Origin of the sequence: Vibrio sp. A1-1, from assembly GCF_021728175.1 — a bacterium.
Classification (GTDB): Bacteria; Pseudomonadota; Gammaproteobacteria; order Enterobacterales; family Vibrionaceae; genus Vibrio; species Vibrio diabolicus.
In genome coordinates this window covers 75,287-94,887 of record NZ_JAKKCL010000015.1, presented here as the reverse complement: position 1 = coordinate 94,887, position 19,601 = coordinate 75,287, and the positions used below count along the sequence as shown (strand labels likewise).

Annotated in this window: 16 protein-coding genes and 4 tRNA genes; 3 read left to right on the top strand and 17 right to left on the bottom strand. The window is 45.8% G+C overall.

Annotated features, from left to right (window positions below; translation table 11 throughout):
• Positions 1–8: 8 nt before the first annotated feature.
• The 3 genes from rlmB to nsrR all read right to left on the bottom strand — a co-directional run bounded on the left by rlmB (position 9) and on the right by nsrR (position 3,871).
• Positions 9–755 (bottom strand): 23S rRNA (guanosine(2251)-2'-O)-methyltransferase RlmB, encoded by a 747-nt coding sequence (rlmB, locus tag L3V30_RS19055; protein ID WP_005395369.1) that lies wholly within the window; start codon positions 753–755, stop codon positions 9–11.
• A gap of 70 nt (positions 756–825) precedes the next feature.
• Positions 826–3,330, bottom strand: a complete 2,505-nt coding sequence (gene rnr, locus L3V30_RS19050; protein WP_237309545.1) for a ribonuclease R — start codon at positions 3,328–3,330, stop codon at positions 826–828.
• 115 nt (positions 3,331–3,445) lie between these two features.
• Positions 3,446–3,871, bottom strand: coding sequence for a nitric oxide-sensing transcriptional repressor NsrR (gene nsrR, locus L3V30_RS19045; RefSeq protein ID WP_005387939.1), 426 nt, complete (start codon positions 3,869–3,871; stop codon positions 3,446–3,448).
• A gap of 157 nt (positions 3,872–4,028) precedes the next feature.
• Here nsrR and hmpA point away from each other — a divergent pair, with 157 nt between their 5' ends.
• Complete coding sequence (gene hmpA, locus L3V30_RS19040) at positions 4,029–5,213, top strand: NO-inducible flavohemoprotein (RefSeq protein WP_237309544.1); 1,185 nt, start codon at positions 4,029–4,031, stop codon at positions 5,211–5,213.
• An 84-nt stretch (positions 5,214–5,297) separates the two neighbouring features.
• Here hmpA and L3V30_RS19035 read toward each other — a convergent pair whose 3' ends face one another.
• Positions 5,298–5,933, bottom strand: coding sequence for a tetratricopeptide repeat protein (locus tag L3V30_RS19035; RefSeq protein ID WP_005387944.1), 636 nt, complete (start codon positions 5,931–5,933; stop codon positions 5,298–5,300).
• 219 nt (positions 5,934–6,152) lie between these two features.
• Positions 6,153–7,469, bottom strand: coding sequence for an adenylosuccinate synthase (locus L3V30_RS19030; protein WP_005395372.1), 1,317 nt, complete (start codon positions 7,467–7,469; stop codon positions 6,153–6,155).
• A 172-nt stretch (positions 7,470–7,641) separates the two neighbouring features.
• Between L3V30_RS19030 and L3V30_RS19025 the strand changes: the two genes are divergently transcribed.
• Entirely contained in the window at positions 7,642–7,827 is a 186-nt protein-coding gene (locus L3V30_RS19025; protein ID WP_237309543.1) for a DUF2065 domain-containing protein, read from the top strand.
• A 62-nt stretch (positions 7,828–7,889) separates the two neighbouring features.
• On the opposite strand, the gene hflC is transcribed toward L3V30_RS19025, so the two are convergent.
• From hflC to tsaE, 8 genes are all read right to left on the bottom strand, one after another.
• On the bottom strand, positions 7,890–8,870 hold the full coding sequence (gene hflC, locus L3V30_RS19020) for a protease modulator HflC (protein WP_005395373.1): 981 nt from the start codon (positions 8,868–8,870) through the stop codon (positions 7,890–7,892).
• Between the two features lie 2 nt (positions 8,871–8,872).
• A complete protein-coding gene (gene hflK, locus L3V30_RS19015) occupies positions 8,873–10,078 on the bottom strand; it encodes an FtsH protease activity modulator HflK (protein WP_005395374.1) in 1,206 nt (401 codons plus the stop codon).
• A 45-nt stretch (positions 10,079–10,123) separates the two neighbouring features.
• Positions 10,124–11,413: a ribosome rescue GTPase HflX gene (gene hflX / locus L3V30_RS19010; protein WP_005381380.1), complete on the bottom strand. Its 1,290-nt coding sequence runs from the start codon at positions 11,411–11,413 to the stop codon at positions 10,124–10,126.
• A 38-nt stretch (positions 11,414–11,451) separates the two neighbouring features.
• Complete coding sequence (gene hfq / locus L3V30_RS19005) at positions 11,452–11,715, bottom strand: RNA chaperone Hfq (protein ID WP_005381379.1); 264 nt, start codon at positions 11,713–11,715, stop codon at positions 11,452–11,454.
• Between the two features lie 193 nt (positions 11,716–11,908).
• The gene (gene miaA, locus L3V30_RS19000; RefSeq protein WP_005395375.1) at positions 11,909–12,841 is read right to left on the bottom strand and encodes a tRNA (adenosine(37)-N6)-dimethylallyltransferase MiaA; all 933 of its coding nucleotides are present in this window, start codon (positions 12,839–12,841) and stop codon (positions 11,909–11,911) included.
• Positions 12,838–14,850, bottom strand: coding sequence for a DNA mismatch repair endonuclease MutL (gene mutL, locus L3V30_RS18995; RefSeq protein ID WP_237309542.1), 2,013 nt, complete (start codon positions 14,848–14,850; stop codon positions 12,838–12,840). Before mutL ends, miaA begins: the two co-directional genes overlap by 4 nt.
• Positions 14,851–14,868: 18 nt before the next feature.
• A complete protein-coding gene (locus L3V30_RS18990) occupies positions 14,869–16,584 on the bottom strand; it encodes an N-acetylmuramoyl-L-alanine amidase (protein ID WP_237309541.1) in 1,716 nt (571 codons plus the stop codon).
• Positions 16,578–17,042: a tRNA (adenosine(37)-N6)-threonylcarbamoyltransferase complex ATPase subunit type 1 TsaE gene (gene tsaE, locus L3V30_RS18985; RefSeq protein WP_237309540.1), complete on the bottom strand. Its 465-nt coding sequence runs from the start codon at positions 17,040–17,042 to the stop codon at positions 16,578–16,580. The genes L3V30_RS18990 and tsaE overlap by 7 nt, the downstream gene beginning before the upstream one ends.
• 277 nt (positions 17,043–17,319) lie before the next feature.
• Between tsaE and queG the strand changes: the two genes are divergently transcribed.
• A complete protein-coding gene (queG, locus tag L3V30_RS18980; protein ID WP_237309538.1) occupies positions 17,320–18,447 on the top strand; it encodes a tRNA epoxyqueuosine(34) reductase QueG in 1,128 nt (375 codons plus the stop codon).
• Positions 18,448–19,066: 619 nt separating this feature from the next.
• Here queG and L3V30_RS18975 read toward each other — a convergent pair.
• The 4 genes from L3V30_RS18975 to L3V30_RS18960 form a co-directional block, all read right to left on the bottom strand.
• A tRNA-Met gene (locus tag L3V30_RS18975) sits at positions 19,067–19,143 on the bottom strand.
• A 59-nt stretch (positions 19,144–19,202) separates the two neighbouring features.
• Positions 19,203–19,278: transfer RNA gene (locus L3V30_RS18970), tRNA-Gly, on the bottom strand.
• Positions 19,279–19,313: 35 nt separating this feature from the next.
• Positions 19,314–19,389: transfer RNA gene (locus tag L3V30_RS18965), tRNA-Gly, on the bottom strand.
• A gap of 36 nt (positions 19,390–19,425) precedes the next feature.
• Positions 19,426–19,501 (bottom strand) — tRNA-Gly (locus L3V30_RS18960).
• Positions 19,502–19,601: the final 100 nt, after the last annotated feature.

Here is a 19,601-nt window from a genome sequence, read left to right as displayed (position 1 = left end):
TGCTCGCCTTATTTTTGGGCAGCCAAACGCTGACGAACCGCTTCAAACAAACAGATACCAGAAGCCACTGATACGTTCAAGCTTGATACACTGCCCGCCATAGGGATCTTAATTAAATCATCGCAGGTTTCGCGAGTCAGACGACGCATACCATCACCTTCAGCACCCATCACGATAGCAAGAGGACCAGTAAGCTTAGCTTGATAAATGTCGTGCGTAGCTTCACCAGCCGTACCCACAAACCAAATACCTTTTTCCTGTAGCGTACGCATTGTACGTGCAAGGTTGGTTACACGAATCAAAGGCACAACCTCTGCAGCGCCACATGCTACTTTACTTACCGTTGCATTCATTGGTGCAGAACGATCTTTCGGTACGATGATCGCCGCAGCGCCTGCCGCATCTGCGTTACGCAAACACGCACCAAGGTTGTGCGGGTCCGTCACACCATCTAACACTAACAGTAGCGGTGATTCATGCTGCGCTAAGATGTCATCAATGTCGTTCTCGTTCAGCTGTTTTGCTGGTTTTACGCGAGCAATGATGCCTTGGTGATTTGCACCACGCGCTTTATCATCCAGAGTTTTACGCGTCATTTGTTGAATAGAGACCCCACAAACCTGAAGATCATTTAGGATTGGCATTAGGCGATCATCTTGACGACCTTTTAAAACGTATGCCTCGATAAAACGCTCTGGTTCGCGCTCCAATACCGCTTTCACTGCGTGAATGCCGTAGATAAATTCGTTACTCATTGTTTAACCTGTTGTTCGGGTCGTATTGCCTGCGCCAGCCGAGTTTGAACTGAGCTGGCGCTTCAGCCTACTACGCCTCTTTTTTAGTGCGCTTGGTTTTCTTCGGCTTACTGTGTGGCTTTTTTTTACGTGCTTTTTTCACTTTAGGCTTCTTTTTGCCTTCGGCGTCATCACGTTTGGGGCCATTGCGCTTACTCACTGCGCCCGTTTCTTCTGGACGCTTAGTTGGCTCTATCGCAGGAACTGCGCGAGGCGCGCCACCTTCTTTCGATGAAGAGCGAGTCGCAGCACGTTTTTTATCTTTCGCTTTGCGTTTTGCTTCCGCTGCGCGTTTCTTCGCAGTCTTACCTTCACCGCGTAGCTTACGACTTGTTTCGACCAATTCAAAGTCAATTTGCTTATCATCGAGGTTAACAGCCAGTACTTTTACTTTTACTGCATCACCTAAGCGATAGATGTTACCGAAACTTTCACCAATAAGTCGTTGACCAATCGGGTCAAATTGATAGTAGTCGTTCGCAAGGGTAGAAATATGCACCAAACCATCGATGTGCAAATCCGTTAAACGTACAAAGAAGCCAAAGCTAGTGACATTAGCAATCACGCCGTCTAGTTCGTCACCGACGTGGTCTTGCATGTATTCACACTTCAACCAATCCGCAACATCACGTGTTGCATCGTCCGCACGGCGCTCTGTCATCGAACATTGTTCACCGTAAAAGTCCATATCATCGAACGAGTAATGATAGCCACCCGTTGGTGTCCAGCGATCTTGATTACGACCTTCTTCTTTCGCAATCAGATACTTGATTGCACGGTGAAGTAACAGGTCAGGGTAACGACGAATTGGCGACGTAAAGTGCGCATAGCGTTTCAGTGCCAATCCAAAGTGCCCCGCGTTATCTGCGTTGTATACCGCTTGCTTCATTGAGCGCAGCAGCATAGTTTGAATCAACTCTTGATCTTGACGCCCAGAGATTTGACGTGCGAGATCAGCATAGTCCGTTGGTGAAGGCTCTAGACCACCTTTTAGCTCAAGACCAAGTTCACTTAAGAAGTCACGGAAACCTTGCAGGCGTAATTCACCTGGAGATTCGTGGATACGATAGAGCGCAGGCTCTTTCGCTTTTTCTACCAGCGATGCCGAAGCAATGTTGGCTAAAATCATACATTCTTCGATGATCTTGTGCGCGTCATTACGAATCACTGGCTCAATGCTTTCGATTTTACGTTCCGCATTGAAGATAAACTTGGTTTCAACGGTTTCAAATTCGATTGCACCGCGTTGATCTCGTGCTTCTTTCAGCACTTTGTACATCTTATGCAGCTCTTCTAGATGAGAAACAAGCGGCTGGTAACGCTCACGTAGTTCCTCATCTCCTTCTAAAATCGCGCTCACTTTGCTGTAAGTGAGGCGAGCGTGCGAGTTCATCACCGCCTCGTAATGCTTGTAACCAGACAGCTTACCAGTATCGGAAATGGTCATTTCGCACACCATACACAAGCGATCTACTTGCGGGTTAAGCGAACATAGGCCGTTCGACAGCACTTCCGGTAGCATTGGCACTACTTGCGAAGGGAAGTACACCGAGTTACCACGGTTGATGGCTTCTTTATCCAGCGCAGAGTCAGGACGAACGTAGTAACTGACGTCAGCAATCGCTACCCATAAACGCCAACCACCTTCTTTGTTCTTCTCACAGTAAACAGCATCATCAAAGTCTCGTGCGTCTTCGCCGTCAATGGTCACAAGTTGTAACTCACGTAGATCCACACGACCAACTTTGGCTTCTTCTGGTACTTCTTCTCCTAAGTTTTCGATTTGTTTATCGACGGCCTCTGGCCACTCGTGAGGAATTTGGTGTGTACGAATCGCAATTTGCGTTTCCATACCTGGTGCCATATTTTCACCAAGTACTTCAACCACTTTACCCATCATGCCACGTGAGCGTGAGCCACGATCAGTAATTTCAATCACGACCACGTTACCCATGCGTGCACCCGCTTTGAGCTCATTTGGGATCAGAATATCTTGGCTGATACGCGAGTCATCAGGGACAACATAGGAATAACCATATTCGAGGAAGAAACGACCGACGATTTGATCATTACGCTCCTCTAACACTCGAACCAAGCGCCCCTCACGGCGACCGCGTTTGCTGTTGTCTGTAGGTTGCACTAAAACAAAGTCACCGTGGATGATGTTCTTCATTTGATGGTGCGGTAACAGAATATCATCATCCTTGCCGACGCTGCCTTCTGGACGCACCCAACCGTGGCCATCACGATGACCAATCACGTAACCTTTCACCATTTCAAGTTTTTCAGGCAATGCGTAGCACTGACGGCGGGTAAACACCAGTTGACCATCTCGCTCCATCGCACGTAGCCGACGACGCAACCCTTCGTATTGCTCTTCGCCCTCAAGCTTTAGTGCCTCAAACAAGTCGTTGCGATTCATTGGAACGCCCGCTTGTTCTAGAAACTCGATGATAAACTCTCGGCTTGGAATTGGATTTTCGTAATTTTTGGATTCACGATCTGCAAAAGGATCGTTTGGAATATTGTCTGACATAGGCACGCCTATCTAGCAAGGAAGGTATATGGCTAGTATATCTGAGTCTCTCGATAAGCTACAGAATTGCTTTGAAAAAAGAATGATCGAGATCGACTCTAGACGTGCAAATGAGTTAAGGACGAGCCAGTAAGATCAACAACTCAGAATTGTCGCTCAGCAAGGATTCGATCGTGCAATCATCCAGCTCCGCCAAAAAGGCACTTTTTGCTTTTGCCAATTTATCTTTGAGGCGACAGGCAGGGGTAATATGGCAAAAATCTACGCCGCAATTGACCAAATCTAACGGCTCTAAATCTCGCACGACACCACCTACTGTGATTTCAGAAGCAGGTTTCATCAGCCGAATACCACCGTTTTTTCCACGCACGGTGTGGACATAACCTAGTTGCCCTAAACGGTTGATAACTTTGACCATATGGTTACGTGACACACCAAATAAATCCGTCACTTCAGTGATATTAGTTAACTCATCTTCCGGCAACGAAGCCAAGAAAATTAAGGTTCTCAACGCATAATCAGTAAAGCTCGTTAACTGCATATTCTCTCCCAAAGTGCGACTCAATAACTCGCTGGTGACACTAAAACACCAAACTTGAGCTATCGATAAAAGTGTAAATCTTTTCTTGATCGAAAGATACATTTGAGATACAACTTTAAACATGCATTATAAATACAACTTAAAGTAGGAAGCCCTTATGCTCAGCAATCAAACCATCGAGATCGTCAAAGCGACCGCACCACTTATCGCCGAAACGGGACCAAAACTGACCGCGCACTTTTACGAACGTATGTTTACTCATAACCCAGAGTTGAAAGATATTTTTAATATGAGTAACCAGCGTAACGGCGATCAGCGTGAAGCGCTATTCAACGCCATCTGCGCCTATGCTGCCAATATTGAAAATTTGCCAGCCCTACTTGGCGCAGTAGAAAAAATTGCTCATAAACACACGAGCTTTTTGATCACAGAAGATCAGTACCAAATCGTTGGTAAACACTTACTTGCGACGATTGATGAGTTGTTTAATCCAGGTCAGGAAGTGTTGGATGCTTGGGCTGAGGCTTACGGCGTACTTGCGAATGTATTTATTCAGCGCGAAGAACAAATTTACCAACAAAATGAAGCTTTGGAAGGCGGCTGGCGCGGTCTACGCGAATTTGAATTAGTCGATAAACAAATCGAGAGCGAACACATTTGCAGCTTTGTGTTTAAGCCAACCGATGGCCAAAAAGTGGCACCGTATAAACCGGGACAATATCTTGGCATCTATATCAACAGTGACCAGTTAGATAACCAAGAAATTCGCCAATATAGCCTATCTTCTGCGGTCCAAGAGAACACCTACCGTATCTCGGTAAAACGTGAAGAAGGCGGAAAAGTATCGAACTTCCTGCACGATAGCCTGAACATTGGCGAAAAAGTGCAGCTTGCCGCCCCTGCCGGTGATTTCTTTATGGATGCCGAACCACAAACACCCGTTGTTCTAATTTCTGCTGGTGTGGGACTGACGCCAACGCTGTCCATGCTAGAAAGTCTCTCAGCACATCAAGCACCTGTAACTTGGGTTCATGCAACAGAAAATGGCCAACAGCATGCTTTCAAGCAACACGTGAACCAGCTCGTTGCAGAAAAAGAAAACATGAACGCGCTCGTTTGGTATAACCACCCAACGGCAGAAGACAAGTTAGGTGAAGACTTCCACTTCACGGGTTTTGTCAATCTGTATGAAATTGAAGCTGCATTAAAGCAAGATAACGTGCAGGTGTACTTCTGTGGCCCTGTAGGGTTTATGCAACACGTAGCGAAACAGCTATTAGAACTTGGCGTACCACAAGAGCAATTCCATTACGAATGCTTCGGTCCACACAAAGTCGTTTAATCGCTCAAGATTACTCTTCGGGAAAACAACAAAGCCCACATAATGTGGGCTTTGTTGTATGAAGTTGTTTGCCTTGATAGGACGTTACCAAAAGGTATCTCGCCGTTTAGCTCGAGCAATAACGTTTTGTGGCATGCGCTGCTCAAGGCCATTTCTCAATACAGTGATACGCTTATGCTGCCGCTTATCTGCTGTGACAGAGTTATATAACCAACGATACGCATCTTCGTAATCAAGTGGGCTGCCGTAATCACGCAGGAGCAACTCGGCTAAATGAATACGCGCATTTAGGTTTCCCATTGAGGCGGCTTCTCGCAAGTAAGGAATCGCTCGCTCTTTATCTTGCTGCACTAAAGTGCCACGCGAATAGTATCGGCCAATCTGCTCTAGCGCGGCAGGTAATCCCTGATGTGCTGCATTTTCGATGTAGTAAAGGCCCAGTTCGACATCTTGCTCGACACACACACCCCACGCCAACATGTCGCCGTACAGAAATTCATAAGCGGGCAAGTTAATTCGAGTCGCACGAGCAACGATATCCTCCACCAGCTGGCAGTTATCAGCGCGCACACGTTGTAAGTGCTTATTTTGCTCAATAAGCTTTATCAGCTCTGCTTCGGTGTAGATAGGAACTGGCGCCCCCACATCAGCAACATTGGCTTTCGCTGTGGTAGCTACCAAGGTCAATAACAGTGAAGCAGCCACTGTTCGTAACTTCATAAACGTACTCTTTAAGGTATCTAAGAAACCAAAGATCGATGAAGGATCTCCTCTGCTTGATAACCTTATCGGCAAAAACCAGCTAAGCTTTAGACAATTTTTGCCTCTGACTTAGACTCAGCGGCAAAAATTTGCCATATGAGAATCACTGCCGTTTTTTGTTCAGATACAAAAAAGCCGACCAGAAGGTCGGCTTTTGCAATCTTTAACGACTATCAATTAAGCTTCGAATGGATGAACCTTGATGATAGTTTCGTTGCGGTCAGGACCTGTTGAAATGATATCTACAGGCACACCTGTTAGCTCTTCAATACGCTTGATGTAGTTAAGAGCCGCTTGTGGTAGATCTTCTAGCGCTTTAGCACCGAATGTGTTCTCAGACCAACCAGGCATTGTTTCGTAGATTGGCGTTGCTTTTTCGAATGCTTCAGCAGCCATCGGAGAAACTTCTAGCACAGAGCCATCTTCCATCTTGTAACCAGTACAGATTTTTAGCTCTTCTAGACCATCTAGTACGTCTAGTTTAGTTAGACAGAAACCAGATACAGAGTTGATTTGGATTGCACGACGCATAGCAACAGCATCGAACCAACCTGTACGGCGTAGACGACCAGTTGTCGCACCGAACTCGTGGCCAACTTCACCTAAGTGCTTACCAATTGGATCTTGCTTATCTAGACCATCGTATAGTTCTGTCGGGAATGGACCTGCACCAACGCGAGTACAGTACGCTTTCGCGATACCCAAGATGTAACCGATGTGACGAGGACCAAAACCAGAACCTGCAGCAACACCACCAGCAGTCGTGTTAGAAGACGTTACGTATGGGTAAGTACCGTGGTCGATATCAAGTAGCGTACCTTGTGCACCTTCGAACATGATCTTATCGCCGCGCTTACGTGCTGCGTCTAGTTCGTCAGTTACGTCGATAACCATTGAAGTAAGTAGCTCTGCGTAGCCTTTTGCTTCTTCAAGCACAGCTTCGTAGCTTACTGGTTCAGCTTTGTAGAAGTTAACTAGTTGGAAGTTATGGAACTCCATGACTTCTTTTAGCTTCTCAGCGAACGATTCCATATCGAATAGGTCGCCAACGCGTAGACCGCGACGAGCAACTTTATCTTCGTATGCTGGACCGATACCACGACCTGTTGTACCGATAGCTTTTTTACCGCGAGCGATTTCGCGAGCTTGGTCCATTGCAACGTGGTAAGGAAGAATTAGCGGACATGCTTCAGAAATGAAAAGACGCTCGCGTACTGGAATACCGCGCTCTTCAAGAGGTTTCATTTCTTTAAGTAGAGCTTCAGGTGATAGTACAACACCGTTACCGATAACACATTTTACGTTATCGCGAAGGATACCTGATGGAATTAAGTGAAGAACGGTTTTTTCACCGTCAATTACGAGAGTATGACCTGCGTTGTGACCGCCTTGGTAGCGTACCACGTATTTTGCATCTTCAGTTAAAAGGTCTACGATTTTACCTTTACCTTCGTCACCCCATTGGGTGCCTAGAACGACTACGTTATTTCCCATCTTTCCAAGTCTGATTGCTAGTTAAAAATGGATTCTAGCACCGAATCACGCTTCTTGCAGTCATTTTTTGTTCACAGAGTTGCTACCAGAATGTCATCTTGCTGCTTTGCTCATTTTGAAATCAGCATATCACTGATAGTATTTAGTTTTCTTTATTCGACTGGAAAGCGGTATGTCTGAATCCATATGGTTGGCGATTGGGCTCGTCTTGATCGTGGAAGGCATTGGACCACTCATTGCTCCAAACGGTTGGCGGAATATGGTGGCTCAATTAAGTGAACAACCCAACAACCAGCTGCGTCGTATCGGTGGTTGCCTAGTGGTTGCTGGAGCCGTAATCGCCATAATGTTGAGCTAGCACTTAGCATCAGATACAAAAAAGGCTCCCTAAGGAGCCTTTTGTTTCATTTGACGCTGAGATTATTTCTCCATGCCGCCCTTCGACTGGTTCATGTATTGGAAGAACTCACTCTTCGGATCAAGTACCAGGATATCGCTCTTAGAGCTGAAGGACTTCTCATACGCTCGTAACGAACGTAGGAAGCTAAAGAATTCAGGGTCTTTGTTGTATGCTTCAGCATAAATCTTCGCTGCTTCTGCATCCGCTTCACCTCGTGTTACACGAGCAGTCTTATCAGCTTCAGCTAGAATGGTTGCTACTTCTAGCTCAGCTTGAGCACGAATAACTTCCGCTTTCTCACGACCTTGAGAACGGTGCTTACGAGCTACAGACTCACGCTCTGCACGCATACGACGGTAGATAGACTCACTGATTTCATCAGGCAGGTTAATTTTCTTCATGCGGAAATCAACAACACGAACACCCAAGTCTTTCATCGCGCTTTCACGCGTGTCTTTCAATACTTCAGACATAATTAGGTCACGTTCACCATCAATCTCAAGCGCTTCACGTGCCGCTTCAGTTGCGACAACATCTGCACTTGCATCTTCTGGTAGTACATCATCGTTACGTGGACCAGATACAATCTGTTTGATTTCACGAGCACCGATTTCAGAACGAAGCACATCCGTTACTTTACGCTCAAGTAGTGCCTCCGCCGTTAGCGAATTACCACCGCCTGTCGCTAGGTAGTAACGACCAAAGTCTTCAATACGCCACTTCACGTAGGTATCAATAATAACGTCTTTTTTCTCAGACGTTACGAAACGGTCTGCACGGCCATCCATCGTTTGGATACGTGCATCAAGTTGTTTCACACGGTCAAACAGAGGCATCTTGAAATGCAAACCAGGCTCGTAAATTCGAGTGATGTCGTTGTTGTCTTTAAGAACACGACCAAATCGAACCACGATACCGCGCTCACCTTCAGGAATCACAAACAAAGACATCAACATTAATGCCAGTGCGATTACCAATACAGGGATCATTAACTTACGCATTCTTAGTATCTCCCTTGACGTGAACCTGTTGAACGAGACTGCGTGTTCGAAGTGTCTTCTTGTGTACGCTCAGACTCCAGTTGAATTTGATCGTAGGTTGAAGATGACTTCGATTTACGTTTTGTGTCTGCCTGACCTTCTTGGCCCGCCAACTTATCGATTGGAAGGTACAGAAGATTGCCGCTTGATTCCGAGTCAATCAACACTTTCGAAGTGCTTGAGTACACTTCTTCCATTGCGTCAATGTACAGACGGTCACGCGTTACACCTGGTGCCGCTTGGTATTCTGGTAGTAGTTTTTCGAACTGTGCTACCTGACCAAGAGCCTCGTTAGTGACACGTTCATTGTAACCTTGCGCTTCTTTCTTCAAACGTTCAGCACGACCCGTTGCCTTCGGCAAGATTTCGTTCTTGTATGCTTCAGCTTCACGGATGAAACGCTCTTCATCCTCACGTGCAGCGATTGCATCATCAAACGCATCTTTCACTTGCTCTGGTGGACGAGCAGACTGGAAGTTTACGTCAACAAGTACCAGACCCATATCATAGCTATCAATGATTTGGTTCAGTGTTTCTTGCGTAGTTTGACGAATTTGCTGACGACCACTGGTTAGAATGCTATCCATCAATGAGTCACCAATTACCGCACGTAGTGCAGAATCCGTTGCTTGACGCAAGCTATCGTCCGCATTGGTTACACGGTACAAGTATTTGTACGGATCAGTCACTCGGTACTGAACATCCATCGCAACTGTTACAACGTTTTCATCTTTAGTCAGCATTAGACCAGATGCACGTAGTGAACGAATCGCTTGTACGTTTACCGCTTCGTATTCATCAATAAAACGAGGGCGCCAGTTAAGGCCTGGGTCTACGATACGATCGTATTTACCTAAACGCAGCACAACACCACGCTCTGCTTCACCGATGGTGTAAAAACCAGCGAAGAACCAAACTGCAACAGCAATAAGAGCAATCACGCCAAAGCCAATTGCACTACCACCACCGCCGCCGATTGGAGAACCACCGCCGCCTTTTTTACCAAACTTGCCACCCAGTTTTTGACTCAGTTTATTGAACACTTCATCTAAATCTGGCGGACCTTGATCTCGGCCACCAGGACGCTGGCCACCACGATTATTATTACCCCAAGGGTCATTATCGCGGCCATTGTTGCCGTTGTTATTTCCAGGCTCATTCCACGCCATTAGAAAGCTCCATCATTTGATATGACGTTATACTGTAGCAGTCCTTTAAGTGACTATAAAGCCAGTCAAAACTGCCCCTTCTCTTTTTTCAAGTCTAGACCAATCTACTTGCTGCATTCGAATATCGATCAACAAGTTACCATCCTGGTCATATTCCTCACGTTGAATACACTTCATTTGGAAGAAGGTACTACGGAATCGTCCTTGATACTGTGGAGGAATTCGCAACTGATGCTCGACCATTTGTGACGCCAGACGTTCCGTCAGTGCCTCAAACAGGACATCAATGCCCAACCCATCCATTGCTGAAACCCAAACTGCGCGAGGTACGCCTTCCTCGTCTCGTTCTATACGTGGTTTCTGCGAATCTAGATTGTCGATTTTGTTCATGACAACCAGAGTCGGCACCTCATGTGCGTCGATCTCTTCTAGTACTTCATGAACAGCTTGAATATTCTCACGAAAACGCTCATCACTGGCATCAACAACATGTAACAAAATGTCAGCTTCTTGCGTTTCCTGCAAGGTTGCCTTGAAGGCCGCAACCAAGTCGTGAGGCAAATGTCGAATAAAACCAACCGTGTCAGCCAAAATGGCAGGCCCAACATCTGCTAACTCTATCTTACGTAAAGTCGGGTCCAAAGTAGCAAATAGTTGATCAGCGGCATACACGCCAGCTTCTGTAATACGGTTGAAGAGTGTCGACTTACCCGCGTTGGTGTAACCCACGAGTGAAACCGTTGGGATTTCAGCTCGATTTCGGGCGCGGCGCCCTTGTTCACGCTGCTTCGCTACTTTGTCTAAGCGTCGCAGGATGGCTTTGATTCTGTCACGCAATAAGCGACGGTCGGTTTCCAGCTGGGTTTCACCCGGGCCACGTAAACCGATCCCCCCTTTCTGCCTTTCAAGGTGCGTCCAACCACGAATCAAACGAGTAGAGATATGACGAAGTTGGGCCAGCTCTACCTGTAGCTTACCTTCGTGTGTTCGAGCTCGTTGAGCAAAGATATCGAGAATAAGACCAGTGCGGTCGAGAACTCGACATTGGCACAGTGCTTCGAGGTTACGTTCTTGGGCAGGAGAGAGGGCGTGATTAAAAATCACAATTTCGGCACCTGTCGACTGTACCGCAGTAGCAATCTCTTGGGCCTTACCCTCTCCGACATAGTATTTCGGGTGTGGGGATTGACGACTACCAGTTACCACTTGTAGCGCCTCTACCCCAGCAGAAGAAACCAGCATTTCGAACTCAGCCAGATCTTCCCATTCACCTTCTTGCGTGAAGTTGATATGAACAAGTACGGCTCGCTCACCGGATTCATAACGGTCAAACAAGCAATCAACTCCTTATTTTAAAAATACTCGATGAAGAATTAATCTTCTGATTTCTCTTGTGGACGCTCACCTTGTGGACGTTCACCGCTGTGATGGCTCACTGGACGAGCCGGCACAACTGTTGAGATCGCGTGCTTGTACACCATTTGGTTAACAGTATTCTTCAGCAGGATCACAAATTGATCGAACGATTCGATCTGACCTTGTAGTTTAATACCATTCACAAGGTAGATAGATACCGGGATACGCTCACGACGTAGCGCGTTTAGAAATGGGTCTTGTAGAGATTGCCCCTTAGCCATTTTATTTTCCTTATTTAATTTGTAGTTGTAATTATTTAGCTAGTGGTGCAATGCAAAAGATACTGCTTTTGCATCTGAGCTAAACGAATCAAAAATGCACTCTAAGTAATTAGCAGCATAGTATAAAAACCGCCAACAACAGATCCTTTGAGAGTGCGTTCACGCAAAAACGATCACATTATACACAGCTATGTCAATCAGATGCTATTGCTTCCGACATCGTTTCTAATGCCTGTTCAATGTTCTCGCTATCCAACCAAGTTAAGTCATCCCAGCTGCGTAACCAGGTGATTTGACGCTTGGCCAATTGACGAGTCGCGCATACGCCACGAAATACTGCTTCGTCACGTGTACACTCCCCATCTAAATACTCCCACATCTGTCGGTAACCGACGCATCGTATGGAAGGAAGATCGGGGTGAAGATCTTTTCGCGAATGTAGCGCTTTCATTTCTTCTTCAAAGCCCGCTTCCATCATCTTTTCGAAACGAAGTTCAATTCGACGGTGAAGTTCTGCCCTATCCTTGGGAGCTATTGCAAACTGCTTGACTCGGTATGGCAGGCTTTCACCTTTCGTTTGAGTCAATTCAGTCAAAGTTTTACCTGAAATACGAAAAACTTCCAATGCCCGAGATAAACGTTGGGGATCATTGGGATGGATTCTCGCTGCTGACACAGGATCAACCTCTTTGAGTTCATCGTGCAACACTGACCAACCTTTAGTCAATGCTTCTTGTTCAATTTGCTGACGAATTTCAGGATTTGCAGCAGGAAGTGGGGATAAACCTTCAAGTAACGCCTTATAATACAGCATTGTCCCACCCACTAAGAGTGGAATTTTTCCTTCTGCAACAATATCATCCATCGCTTTCAATGCATCACGACGAAAGTCGGCTACAGAGTAAGATTCGCTCGGATCCAAAATATCAATCAAGCGATGAGGCGCTAAACTTAACTCTTTTTCATCCGGTTTCGCCGTACCGATATCCATCCCTTTATAGATCAAAGCAGAATCGACACTGATGATCTCAACTGGGAACTTTTGACGAAGACGAATCGCCAACTCAGTTTTGCCTGATGCAGTTGGCCCCATTAAAAATAGCGCCAAAGGTAGTTTATCTGTCATGGTTTTAATTTGGCTATCGTGGCAGAGAAATCAACAGCGGATACAAATTTTGTATCTTCTAATGGCAATTGACCATCTCTTAGCTGTTCAAGTTCCGCAATAATTTGAATTGCTTCAGAAAAAGTATAGTGACTCTTCACTGTCGTGACCTGCAATGCGAGCCAATCTATCAACTCAGACAGCATCTGAGCCGTTGCTATACCTTCCTTCACACAAGATTGCGCGTAAGATAACAGATCTGGTACTAGATTTTGTAAGTTTTGTTGACGTAGCGGCGCGGGAACGCCCATCACCATTAAGGCTTGCTCATTTCTCGCTTTCAATTGAATGCCAAGTAACGCCAAATCTTGTTGATAATCTTGAGCCAGCTTCACTAACTCGGCCTCTAACTTAATAGATAGAGGAACAAGCAGAGGTTGTGCCTTAAGTGCACCATCGCTTGGAGTGAGCTGACCTTTTACACGATAAAATTCTGCTCTAGGTAACGAGACTAACGCCGCCCCACTGTCACTGCTCATCAAAACAAATTGTTCATCGACCACCATCAGCGCTTTGCCTAATGCAGTAATCGATGGCATTGATGTGTGCGAAGTTATCGTTTGGGGCGCTATTGGAGTGACTGCCTGAGCCTCAAACTCTGGCGTTTTCAACAGCTCGTGATAAGCGCGCACTTCTTGTTTAGTTGGCGCTGGCTCAACATGGCGCTCTTTGTTGTGATTCGGCTTTGATGCTGGTTTGGATTCCACCCAATCAGTACGCTTGAACGAGTCCGCAACGCGAGCTTCTCGCACGGAAGTATCCCTAGGACTGCGATCGCGAGGTTTAACTTCATAATCACTGCGTCCAGGATAAGCCGGTGTGCTCTCTATCGCTTGATAAACACGCTCTGGAACTGGTGAAGAGGTCGGTCTTTGCACTGTTTCAGGTTCAAGCGAATGCTCAACCTCTTCGGATTCATTCAGTTCCACACGATGAAATGCCGATTCATTAACCTGTGGTTTATCAATCACGGCGCTTTGTGCAAGTGCATCCGCCAAAGCTTGATAGATGAAATCATGCACTAAGCGAGCTTGGTGGAAACGCACTTCATGCTTAGCAGGGTGGACATTCACATCTACCTGGTGCGGGTCTAACTCAATAAAGAGCACATAGGCAGCGAACTGATCTGGCTTTAAGCTCATTTCATAGCTTTGACGAATCGCGTGATTGATTAATTTGTCACGCATCATTCGGCCATTCACATAGCAATACTGTAAATCGCTTTGCTGCCTTGCTCCCTCTGGAGTGGTAATCCAACCATGTAGCTTTAACCCTTGATGCTCAAGCTCGATTCTGAGCATATGCCGCACAAACGCATTACCGCAGACAGCTGCAATACGTTTTTCGGTTTGAAGCTGATTTTTCGCCGCGCGATATTGACGGATGATCTTGCCGTTATGACGCACATTGATGGTGACATCAAAGCGACTTAACGCAATGCGTTTCAATAACTCATCAATATGAGCAAATTCGGTTTTCTCCGTACGAAGAAATTTGCGACGCGCTGGAGTATTAAAAAATAAATCCAACACCTCAACAGTCGTACCAATCGGGTGCGCTGCAGGCTTAAGCTTCACCTGCATATCACGCCCTTCGGAGTAGGCACTCCAGGCTTCTTCTTGTGCCGCAGGACGCGATGTGAGCGTCAAACGCGAGACTGAGCTAATACTGGCTAACGCTTCACCGCGAAAACCTAGACTCATGATGGCTTCAAGATCATCCAAGGTATGTATCTTAGATGTAGCATGACGACTGAGCGCTAAGCCGAGTTCATCTTTCGCGATACCTTTGCCGTTATCACGAACACGAATCAGCTTTGCGCCTCCTTTCTCGATATCGATATCGATTCGAGTTGCGCCAGAATCAAGACTATTTTCAACCAGTTCTTTAATCACAGAGGCGGGTCTTTCGACCACTTCCCCTGCTGCAATTTGGTTTGCAAGTCTAGCTGGCAAAATTTTAATCGTCATAATGAGTTAAAAGCTCACCTATTTGTTTGGAATGATAAGGACTTGCCCAACCGCCAGCTGATCGGAGCGTAAGTTGTTCGCTTTACGAATGCTCGAAACGCTGACGCCGTATTTGGACGCTATTTTACCAAGGTATTCACCTCGAGAAACTTTGTGCTTACGGATCGGCTTATCTTTGACTGCGACTGTTATCTTCAACTTTTGTCCTACCCACAAGGTATCTGACTTCAAGTTGTTCTCACGGCGGATATCTGAAACCTTCACTTTATAGTGACTCGCAATCTTACCTAAGAACTCACCTGACTTAACCTTATGAATAATGGTTTCTGTCTCAACAGTAATCGGTTTACTTGGCACTTTAATCGTGCCAGCAGAAGGGATTTTGAGCTTCTGACCAATTGCCAACCCAGTCGAATTCAAGTTGTTTGCCGACATCAGCGCTTTAGAGCTAAGCCCATATTTATTCGCAATCACCGATAACGACTCGCCACGTTTTACGGTATGCACCATTGGCTTCGCTGAAGGCGAGAATACCGTACCCTCTGGTGGATTATCTTTTAAGTACTTAACGACCGCCTTGGTGATCGCCTGAGCTAACTTATCTTGGTGCGCTCGTTGAAACAGCAACCGCTCTTCTGTTGGGTTAGAAATAAAGCCCGTTTCCACTAATACAGACGGAATCTGCGGAGAGCGTAAAACAGCAAGGCTAGTATTAATCGGTTTGGTGTTATGCAGGTGCGCAACACGCCCCATCTCACCAAGGATTTCTGTTGCCAGCTTATACCCTTCTTTTTGTGAATGACTAAACTGCAAGTCCAACAAAGTTTGGTTCACGTTACGATCTTTGGTTTTAGTGAAGAACGCATTACCCGAACCACCTAATATTTCAGATTGTTTCTCATGGTTCTCAACCCAGCGAGCAATTTCAGTATTTGCACGACGGGTATTCAGTACAAAAACCGAACCTCCGCGAGGCTTCGGTGATGTAAACGCATCAGCGTGAATGGAAATCAGTAAGTGCGCATCATTTTCACGGGCAATGGCCACACGACGGTTTAGATTCACAAAGTAATCTCCGGTACGTGTCATACGCGTTTTAATCCCAGGCGTAGCATCAAGCTGAGCGGCGATTTTTCGTGAAATACTTAATACTGCATCTTTTTCATACTTACGGCGTGAAGGGCCAATAGAGCCAGGATCTTCACCACCGTGACCAGGGTCGATAACGATCAAGACTTCTTGAGCTCGTTGTACTGAACTCATGTCTTTACTGGTCGCCGCTGGCTTGCTCGGTTTAGAGGCTGAAGTCGATGCTTTCTTACCGTGCGGCAGGTCAATCACCAAACGGTGACCATATTGCCCGCCAGGTGTTGGGCTTAATTTAAACAATTCCGCTTGAACGCTCTTTTTCAGTTCAAACACCAAACGATAGGTGCCCTTCTCTGGCGGAGAGCTTTTTCGAACTAGCTTTAAAACCGGGCTGTCCGTAACAGTAACAGGCAGTTTGGCCTGCATGGTCGTGCTTTTTAAATCCACGACAAGACGATCCGGTCCGGATAAAGAGAAATAGGAATAGTCAGCTTCCGAGCCTAAATCGATGACAACACGCGTTTCATCAGGAGAAGGCCAAACTCGAAAACTCTTAACGACGTTAGCAAATGCTAAATTGGGGATGAGAAGGAGAAAAGTGGCGACAAACGTCGCCACTACTCTAAAATTTGAAAAACTCAACATAGCTCCAATCGAGTGAGTAACTGCACACCATAATCATTATTAGCTGTTAGTTCGGCTACACGCTGCTCACCTTGGTAGCGAATGTTCACATCAAGATCCGGTTGTGGCAACAAACCATGCCCTTTTTCAGGCCATTCAACCAAGCAAATTGCATCATCTGTGAAGTAATCTCGAATCCCCATGAACTCAAGCTCTTCAGGATCCGCAAGACGATAAAGATCGAAATGGTACACTTGCCACTGATCCAACTGATACGGTTCGACTAGAGTATAAGTTGGGCTTTTCACGTTACCTTGATGGCCAAGAGCACGGACAAAACCACGACTAAAGGTTGTTTTACCTGCACCCAAATCACCATGCAGATAAATTGTGGTTTGTTGCGAACAAAGGTGAGCCAGAGCGGTACCTAGTGCAACCGTTTCGTGCTCATCTTTTAAATTGAATTGTTTCGTGCTCATTGATGCTTCTCTAACTAATGATCGTTGACTATATAAAAATCAAAAGAACAGGAATAGTAAACCGTGTTGGTTTTGAGAGACAAGCTTTCAAATGTCATATGTGCGAAAAAAGTATCCAAGGAACGGTATCTTAATCACCTTAGTATCGACCTAGATTTAGAATATATGCAAATGACTTCAATAAGCAGTATTCACAGCATCAAAAACGTCCATAACTGGGTAGCACCAAAGCCAGAGATCCGTTAAGATCCGCCCCCCTTTTATTCCGGTGGTTAACATGGACTACGAACAACTCGCACAACAAATCAAAATTTGGGGAAAAGAGCTCGGCTTCCAAAAAGTTGGGATCTGCGACGTTGATCTGAGTGAGCATGAAGCCGCACTGCAAAAATGGCTCGATGCAGGCTATCACGGCTCAATGGACTGGATGGCTCGTCACGGTATGATGCGAGCTAGACCCAATGAGCTACTCCCGGGAACCGTTCGTGTGATCAGCGTTCGGATGGACTACCTACCACCAGAAGCACAATTCGCTTCGAACCTAGCGAATAAAAATCATGCCTATATTAGTCGCTATGCATTAGGGCGTGATTATCACAAGCTCGTCAGAAAACAACTGAATAAACTTGGCAAACTTATTGAACAAGAAGTTGGTCAGTATGGTTACCGACCTTTCGTCGACTCCGCACCAATATTGGAGCGACCACTCGCCCAAAAAGCAGGCTTAGGCTGGACAGGGAAACATTCCCTGATTTTAGATCAAGACTGTGGCTCGTGGTTCTTTTTAGGCGAGTTACTTATCGACTTGCCACTTCCCGTTGACGAGCCAAGCGTTGACCAGTGCGGTAAATGCAAAGCATGTATTACCTCATGCCCAACACAAGCCATCGTTGAAGACAAAGTTGTCGATGCTAGACGCTGCATCTCTTACCTCACCATCGAGTTCGATGGCGTGATCCCTGAAGAGTTTCGCAAGCCAATGGGTAACCGCATTTATGGCTGTGACGACTGCCAATTGGTTTGTCCATGGAATCGCTACGCCGACATAACGGAGCAGAGTGATTTCCATCGTCGCGATAGTTTCAAAAACCCGGATCTCGTTGACATGTTTAACTGGGATGAAGCGACTTTTCTAAAAAATATGGAAGGCTCCGCTATTCGTCGCATTGGTCATATACAGTGGCTGCGTAATATTGCTGTCGCACTTGGTAATGCAGAATACAGTCAACGAGTCATTGATGCGTTAGAAAGTCGACAAGGTGAAAATAAATTACTTGATGAACACATCAAATGGGCTTTGGCCGAGCAACTGAATCAACTCCCCATTGAGAATAAAGCATCTACAGAGACGAAAAAGCAGCGCTTAATAAGAATCGTCGAGAAGGGGCTACCAAGAGACGCATAGTGCGTAGTCTATATGCAAGAGATTGAAAGCACTTTTACATGTTCAATTCATGACCTTGTTCTCAATTTTGTAATGTGGAAAAAAATTTGAGATTCAAGAAAAACAAGCTAGCAGAAAAAAGTTAAACACAGCTTGGAGAAATGACTAGGATCAAAAAAATACCAGTTAATGATCGTATTTTAACGTATCCGATCCGACAAGAAACTTATTTTTCTCTTAATTAACAGAGACTTAATCAATATTTCGTTATTATTTCGACTTTCCTTCAGCGAAAAGATCTTTCTTCTCCATCGCAAAAAGTCAAGCTAAAAACACTTTATCAACTAACTTATCCACAGAACGACGTATGTGGATAACTCTGTTAATTAAAGTAGATAAAACATGCAGAACCTCATCATACTTGTACGCCAGCCGATTCATATCGTGTTTTAAACACAAACGAAATCGTCCGACATCATATGATGCGGATAAAATTTAGTTTTTGGGGATTCATGCTTCGCAGCATTATGAAAAGAGCGATGTGATTGGTTGCGAGAAGCAGGAATTGAATCAAGCGGCGCATCCGTCGACGACTTAGGATTGTGCTAATAAATAAGCATTCAATCTATCGTCTTGTATTTGGTTGCGGGGGCCGGATTTGAACCGACGACCTTCGGGTTATGAGCCCGACGAGCTACCAAGCTGCTCCACCCCGCGTCCGAGTGCTTCATCTTTGTTGATGATGAAGGCTTTGCTTTCATTTATAAAAAAGAAACTGGAGCGACACACGAGGTTCGAACTCGTGACCTCAACCTTGGCAAGGTTGCGCTCTACCAACTGAGCTAGTGTCGCTTTTGTCACCGTTAAGCACGATGAGGGCTATATATTGGAGCGACACACGAGGTTCGAACTCGTGACCTCAACCTTGGCAAGGTTGCGCTCTACCAACTGAGCTAGTGTCGCATTTCGTCACCGTTAAGCACGATGAGGGCTATATATTGGAGCGACACACGAGGTTCGAACTCGTGACCTCAACCTTGGCAAGGTTGCGCTCTACCAACTGAGCTAGTGTCGCATATTAACAGCAGTCGCTATTAATGGAATTTGGTTGCGGGGGCCGGATTTGAACCGACGACCTTCGGGTTATGAGCCCGACGAGCTACCAAGCTGCTCCA

Coding starts and splice junctions, on each gene's coding strand:
- rnr (WP_237309545.1), bottom strand. CDS start 3,330: ATGTCAGACAATATTCCAAACGATCCTTTTGCAGATCGTGAATCCAAA.
- tsaE (WP_237309540.1), bottom strand. CDS start 17,042: ATGAGCACGAAACAATTCAATTTAAAAGATGAGCACGAAACGGTTGCA.
- nsrR (WP_005387939.1), bottom strand. CDS start 3,871: ATGCAGTTAACGAGCTTTACTGATTATGCGTTGAGAACCTTAATTTTC.
- hmpA (WP_237309544.1), top strand. CDS start 4,029: ATGCTCAGCAATCAAACCATCGAGATCGTCAAAGCGACCGCACCACTT.
- rlmB (WP_005395369.1), bottom strand. CDS start 755: ATGAGTAACGAATTTATCTACGGCATTCACGCAGTGAAAGCGGTATTG.
- L3V30_RS19035 (WP_005387944.1), bottom strand. CDS start 5,933: ATGAAGTTACGAACAGTGGCTGCTTCACTGTTATTGACCTTGGTAGCT.
- hflK (WP_005395374.1), bottom strand. CDS start 10,078: ATGGCGTGGAATGAGCCTGGAAATAACAACGGCAACAATGGCCGCGAT.
- queG (WP_237309538.1), top strand. CDS start 17,320: ATGGACTACGAACAACTCGCACAACAAATCAAAATTTGGGGAAAAGAG.
- L3V30_RS19025 (WP_237309543.1), top strand. CDS start 7,642: ATGTCTGAATCCATATGGTTGGCGATTGGGCTCGTCTTGATCGTGGAA.
- mutL (WP_237309542.1), bottom strand. CDS start 14,850: ATGACGATTAAAATTTTGCCAGCTAGACTTGCAAACCAAATTGCAGCA.
- miaA (WP_005395375.1), bottom strand. CDS start 12,841: ATGACAGATAAACTACCTTTGGCGCTATTTTTAATGGGGCCAACTGCA.
- hfq (WP_005381379.1), bottom strand. CDS start 11,715: ATGGCTAAGGGGCAATCTCTACAAGACCCATTTCTAAACGCGCTACGT.
- L3V30_RS18990 (WP_237309541.1), bottom strand. CDS start 16,584: ATGTTGAGTTTTTCAAATTTTAGAGTAGTGGCGACGTTTGTCGCCACT.
- L3V30_RS19030 (WP_005395372.1), bottom strand. CDS start 7,469: ATGGGAAATAACGTAGTCGTTCTAGGCACCCAATGGGGTGACGAAGGT.
- hflC (WP_005395373.1), bottom strand. CDS start 8,870: ATGCGTAAGTTAATGATCCCTGTATTGGTAATCGCACTGGCATTAATG.